Source organism: Burkholderia sp. Ac-20392 (assembly GCF_017104585.1).
Lineage (GTDB): Bacteria > Pseudomonadota > Gammaproteobacteria > Burkholderiales > Burkholderiaceae > Burkholderia > Burkholderia lata.
Genome location: NZ_JAAGPB010000511.1, coordinates 1 through 5,864, shown reverse-complemented (window position 1 = coordinate 5,864; position 5,864 = coordinate 1). Strand labels below are relative to the sequence as shown.

Annotated in this window: 4 protein-coding genes and 3 pseudogenes; 1 reads left to right on the top strand and 6 read right to left on the bottom strand. The window is 67.9% G+C overall.

What is annotated here, in order from left to right:
• The 6 genes and pseudogenes from G3N99_RS33430 to glyQ all read right to left on the bottom strand — a co-directional run.
• Positions 1 to 122, bottom strand: a pseudogene (locus G3N99_RS33430) (metal-dependent hydrolase); the annotation flags it as partial.
• Positions 123 to 168: 46 nt separating this feature from the next.
• A pseudogene (locus G3N99_RS42620) lies at positions 169 to 264 on the bottom strand (1-acyl-sn-glycerol-3-phosphate acyltransferase); the annotation flags it as partial.
• A gap of 73 nt (positions 265 to 337) precedes the next feature.
• Positions 338 to 1,102: a lysophospholipid acyltransferase family protein gene (locus G3N99_RS33425; RefSeq protein ID WP_011353136.1), complete on the bottom strand. Its 765-nt coding sequence runs from the start codon at positions 1,100 to 1,102 to the stop codon at positions 338 to 340.
• 43 nt (positions 1,103 to 1,145) lie between these two features.
• The gene (gene gmhB, locus G3N99_RS33420; RefSeq protein WP_174940249.1) at positions 1,146 to 1,709 is read right to left on the bottom strand and encodes a D-glycero-beta-D-manno-heptose 1,7-bisphosphate 7-phosphatase; all 564 of its coding nucleotides are present in this window, start codon (positions 1,707 to 1,709) and stop codon (positions 1,146 to 1,148) included.
• A 10-nt stretch (positions 1,710 to 1,719) separates the two neighbouring features.
• Complete coding sequence (gene glyS / locus G3N99_RS33415) at positions 1,720 to 3,819, bottom strand: glycine--tRNA ligase subunit beta (RefSeq protein ID WP_174940251.1); 2,100 nt, start codon at positions 3,817 to 3,819, stop codon at positions 1,720 to 1,722.
• A gap of 22 nt (positions 3,820 to 3,841) precedes the next feature.
• Positions 3,842 to 4,846, bottom strand: a complete 1,005-nt coding sequence (glyQ, locus tag G3N99_RS33410; protein ID WP_174940253.1) for a glycine--tRNA ligase subunit alpha — start codon at positions 4,844 to 4,846, stop codon at positions 3,842 to 3,844.
• A gap of 321 nt (positions 4,847 to 5,167) precedes the next feature.
• Here glyQ and G3N99_RS33405 point away from each other — a divergent pair.
• Positions 5,168 to 5,864, top strand: a pseudogene (locus tag G3N99_RS33405) (hypothetical protein); the annotation flags it as partial.

Below are 5,864 nucleotides of genomic sequence, written 5' to 3'. Positions count from 1 at the left end.
GCCGCTTCGGGCGGCGCGGCGGGCGCCGACGGTGCGGCGGCCGGCCCGTCGAAGAGCGGCAGGTCCAGCTGGCGATGATCGAGGGCCACGACGGCAGGTCGTGGCCGCGGACGCTGTTTCATCAGTTCGCTTCTTTTTGTCGTACGCAACGGCTGCAACCTGGGGGCGTCAGACACGCGCGGCATGGCGCGTGCCGGCACTGCCCGGCTGGGGACACCAATCCGGATCGATCCGGCGCATTTCCGCTTCGCGCCATGCTGCGACCTGCGGTGGCCGCGGACGCTGTTTCATCAGTTCGCTTCTTTTTGTCGTACGCAACGGCTGCAACCTGGGGGCGTCAGACACGCGCGGCATCGCGCGTGCCGGCATTGCCCGCCTGGCGATACGAATCGGGATCGATCCGGCGCATTTCCGCTTCGATCCATGCTTCGACCTGCGAGTTCAATGCATCGGGCGTCAACCCTTCGCTGGGGATCGGCTTGCCGATCGACACGGTGACGACGCCCGGGAATTTCGTGAACGAATTGCGCGGCCACACCCGACCTGCATTGTGCGCGATCGGCACGACGGGTGCGCCGGTTTCGATCGCGAAGCGCGCGCCGCCCGTCTTGTACTTGCCCTGTTTGCCGACCGGCGTGCGCGTGCCTTCCGGGAACATGATCATCCATGCGCCTTCCGACAGGCGCTTCTTGCCCTGGCGGATCACGGAAGTGAACGCGTTCTTGCCTTCCTTGCGGTTGATGTTGACCATGTGCAGCATCCCGAGCGCCCAGCCGAAGAACGGCACGTACAGCAGCTCGCGCTTGAACACGTAGCAAAGCGGCCTCGGCATCAGCGCCGGAAACGCGAGCGTCTCCCACGCGGACTGGTGCTTCGACAGCAGCACCGCCGGGCCGTCGGGCAGGTTCTCGTACCCTTCGATCCGGTAGCGGATGCCGTTCAGCCAGCGCACGACCCACAGCGTCGACTTGCACCAGCCGGCCGCCATCCAGTAGCGCGCGTCGGAGCGCATGAACGGAAAGGCGATGAAGCACGCGGTGGCGTACGGCACCGTGTACAGGATGAAGTAGATCAGCAGCAGCAGGGAGCGGACGAAGCGCATCGGCGTAAGTCTGGCGTTAGGGAGGATGCGCGCGGCGGCTGCATCACTCGTGTTCGTGTGAAAGGAAATCGAGCGCGAATGCGCGCAGGTCGTCGTGGACCTTCGTGCCGGGCGGCAGGTTGCCGGCGGCGAGCGTCTTCTTGCCCTTGCCGGTGAGCACGAGGTGCGGCTGGAAGCCGACCGCGACGCCGGCCTGCAGGTCGCGCAGCGAATCGCCGACGACCGGCGTGTGATCGGGATCGATCTCGAAGCGCTCGGTGATCATCTGCATCATGCCGGGTTTCGGCTTGCGGCAGTCGCAGTGATCCTCGGCCGTGTGCGGGCAGAAGAACACGGCATCGATACGTGCGCCGACCGCGGCCGCCGCGCGATGCATCTTCAGATGCATCTCGTTGAGCGTGGCCATGTCGAACAGCCCGCGACCGATGCCGGACTGGTTGGTCGCGACGACCACGCGATAACCCGCGTGGTTGAGCCGGGCGATCGCCTCGAGGGCGCCGGGCAGCGCGATCCATTCGTCGGTCGTCTTGATGAACGCGTCCGAATCGACGTTGATCACGCCGTCCCGGTCGAGGACGACGAGCTTTCGGTTGGGGCTGGTCGGCATCGTGCGGCCCTTATGCGGCGAGCTTCGAGATGTCGGCGACGCAGTTCATCTGCTGGTGCAGCGCGGACAGCAGGGCGAGACGGTTCGCGCGCAGTGCCGGATCTTCCGCGTTGACCATCACGTCGTTGAAGAACGTGTCGACCGGTGCGCGCAGCGCGGCGAGCGCCGACAGCGCGCCCGTGTACGCACGCGCCTCGAGCTGCGACTGCACGTGCGGCGTCACGGCCGCGAGCTGTTCGTGGAGCGCCTTCTCGGCCGCCTCGACGAGCAGCGACGGCTGCACCGTGCCGTTCGCGCCGCCTTCCGACTTCTTCAGGATGTTCGAGATCCGCTTGTTCGCGGCCGCGAGCGCTTCGGCTTCCGCGAGGCGCGTGAATTCGCGCACCGCGTCGAGGCGCGCGACGAGATCGTCGACGCGCGTCGGGTTCAGGCTCAGCACCGCGTCGATTTCACCGGCCGAATAGCCGCGCTCGCGCAGCAGGCCGCGCAGGCGATCCATGAAGAACGCGAGGATCGCATCGGTCGATTCGGCCACGCCCGGCACGCCTTCGAAGCGTGCATGGGCCGTACGCAGCAGCGACACGAGATCGAGCGGCAGCTGCTTCTCGAGCAGCAGGCGCAGCACGCCGAGCGCGTGGCGGCGCAGCGCGAACGGATCTTTCTCGCCGGTCGGCGCGAGGCCGATGCCCCAGATCCCGACGATCGTCTCGAGCTTGTCGGCGAGCGCGACGGCGGTCGACACGGGCGTGGTCGGCAGTGCGTCGCCGGAGAAGCGCGGCTGGTAGTGCTCGGCGCACGCGAGCGCGACGTCGTCGGCTTCGCCGTCGTGGCGCGCGTAGTACGTGCCCATCGTGCCCTGCAGTTCCGGGAACTCGCCGACCATGTCGGTCAGCAGGTCGGCCTTCGCGAGACGCGCGGCGCGCTTCGCGAGCGTGGCGTCGGCGCCGATCGCGGGCGCGATCTCGCCGGCCAGCGCCTCGAGGCGCTCGACGCGCGCGAGCGCCGAACCGAGCTTGTTGTGATACACGACGTTCGCGAGCTGCGGCACGCGGTCGGCGAGCGGCTTCTTCTTGTCCTGCTCGAAGAAGAACTTCGCATCGGCGAGGCGCGGGCGCACGACGCGCTCGTTGCCTTCGATGATCTCGCCCGGCGTCTTCGTCTCGATGTTCGACACGATCAGGAAGCGCGAGCGCAGCTTGCCGCCGACGTCGGTCAGCGCGAAATACTTCTGGTTCGTCTGCATCGTGAGGATCAGGCATTCCTGCGGGACCTGCAGGAATTCGTCCTCGAAGCGGCACGGGTAGACGACCGGCCATTCGACCAGCGAGGTCACTTCGTCGAGCAGCGACTCGGGCATCACGACGGTATCGCCGTTCGCGTGTTCGTTCAGCTGCGTGCGGATCGTTTCGCGGCGATCGGCGAAGTGCGCGATCACGTGGCCCTTGTCGCGCAGCGTGTCGGCGTATGCGCGCGCATGCTGGATCGCGACGAGGCCGTCGGACAGGAAGCGGTGGCCGAGCGTCGTGTCGCCGGCGTCGATGCCGAACGCGGTGACGGGCACGATGCGGTCGTCATGCAGCACCGTCAGGCGATGCACCGGGCGCACGAACTTCACGTCGGAGCCGTCCGGGCGCTGGTAGGTCATGAACTTCGGGATCGGCAGCTTCGCGAGCGTTTCGTCGAGCGCGGCCTGCAGGCCGTCGGCGAGCGTCGCGCCGGCTGCCGAATAGTTGATGAAGAACGCTTCGGCCTTGCCGTCCTGTGCGCGCTCGAGATCGGCGATCGACAGGTTCGGATGGCCCAGCGCCGCGAGCTTCTTCGCGAGCGGGGCGGTCGGCTTGCCTTCGGCGTCGAGCGCGACCGACACGGGCAGGACCTTTTCGCGGACCTGCTTTTCAGGGGCGACGGCGCGTACGTTCTGCACGACGACGGCGAGGCGGCGCGGCGTGGCGTAGCGTTCGAACACGAGTTCGCCTTCGACGAGGTCGCGCGCCGCGAGGCGTTGCGCAAGACCTTCGGCGAATGCGTCGCCGAGGCGCGCGAGGGCCTTCGGCGGCAGCTCTTCGGTCAGCAGTTCGACGAGCAGGGGGGCGGGATGATTGTGCGTCATGATTGGAATGAATCTCGTCTCGTCAGTCCTGATCGATCTTGCGTTCGACCTTGAGCGGCGGCGCCCACGCCGGCTGTGCGGCGTCCTGGGCGTCGGTGGTGAGGCCCGGCACGCCCGGCGGGTTGCCGAGCATCGGGAAGCCGAGCTTCTCGCGCGAGTCGTAATAAGCCTGTGCGACGAGACGCGACAGCGCGCGGATGCGGCCGATGTACGCTGCGCGCTCGGTCACCGAGATCGCGCCGCGTGCGTCGAGCAGGTTGAACGTGTGGCCGGCCTTCAGCACGAGCTCGTACGCGGGCAGCGCGAGCTGCGCGTCGATCATCTTCTTCGCTTCCGCTTCGTAGCTGTTGAAGAACGTGAACAGCAGGTCGACGTTCGCGTGCTCGAAGTTGTAGGTCGATTGCTCGACCTCGTTCTGGTGGTAGACGTCGCCGTACGACAGGCGGCGCAGCTCGGGGCCGTTCGGGCCTTGCTCTTCCCACTCGGTCCACACGAGGTCGTACACGTTTTCGACCTTCTGCAGGTACATCGCGAGGCGCTCGAGGCCGTACGTGATCTCGCCGAGCACCGGCTTGCATTCGAGGCCGCCGACTTCCTGGAAATACGTGAACTGCGTGACTTCCATCCCGTTCAGCCACACTTCCCAGCCGAGGCCCCACGCGCCGAGCGTCGGGTTTTCCCAGTCGTCCTCGACGAAGCGCACGTCGTTCTGCTTCAGGTCGAAGCCGAGCGCCTCGAGCGAGCCGAGGTACAGGTCGAGGATGTTTTCCGGCGCCGGCTTGAGCACGACCTGGTACTGGTAGTAGTGCTGCAGGCGGTTCGGGTTCTCGCCGTAACGGCCGTCCTTCGGGCGGCGCGACGGCTGCACGTACGCGGCGCGCCACGGCTCGGGACCGATCGCGCGCAGGAACGTGTGGACGTGCGACGTACCCGCGCCGACTTCCATGTCGATCGGCTGGAGCAGGGCGCAACCCTGCTTGTCCCAGTAGGACTGCAGCGTCAGGATGATTTGCTGAAACGTAAGCATGAAGAGCCTTCGTGGCGCTGGCGCTCCGTTGCGGGCGGCGCTCCGGGCGGGGCCCGGAGGGTCGGCTCGCGCGGCGGCGCGGCTTGTTAGTGTGCTGAAACGCGTAATTTTACCGGATCGGCGAGCGGATGCGGCCGGAACGCGGGCGGGCGCACCGTCGGCCCCGTTCTTGCGGCCTGCGCGGGCGTGACCGGCGTGCGGCGGGCGGCCGCGAGGGGCCTCTTGCGACGCGTGTGCCGCGTGGCTTTGCGTGGGCGTTAAGATGCGCGTATTGCGGTGCGCGTGACGCGTGCCGCGCCACCGCTAGCCGATCCCGACTGCATGGACGATCCGACCGATATCCTCATTCCGCTGCTTCCGCCTTTCCTCGCGCTGCTCGGGCAGGCCGCCGATGCGCAGGCGCGCGGCGAGCACGCCGCGCACGATCTGTGGCTCGCCGCCGCCGCGCATCTGCATGCGGTCGACGCCGATGCGCTCGCGCAACTCACCGGCGTACTTGTCTCGCGGCAGCGTACGGCCGATGCGATCGCGCTCGCCGAATGCGCGGTGCGCGTGCAGCCGGGCGCGACTGCGTACTTCAATCACGGCTACGCGCTGCAGATGGCGGGCCGGCACGCGGACGCCGTGGCGCCGTATCGCGCGGCACTGGCGCTCGATGCCGACCGGCCATCGCTGCGCAACAACCTCGCGATCGCGCTGCGGCTGTCGGGCAGCGACCGAGCGGAGGAGATCACGCTGCTCGAAGCGGCCGTGCGTTTCGATCCACGCGACGTGCAGGCGTGGATCAACCTCGTCGTCGCGCGGATCGCGACGCACGACCTGGACGCCGCGCTCGCGTGCGCCGCGCGGCTCATCGAGCTCGCGCCCGACAACGCACTCGCGATGAACAACGTCGCGCTGGCGATGAAGGAGGCGCAGCGCTGGGACGACGCCGAGCGCTACGCGGCGCGTGCGAGCGAGCTGGCGCCCGACGACGCGTCGTACCGTTTCAACCTGGCGATCGTCCAGCTCGTGCGCG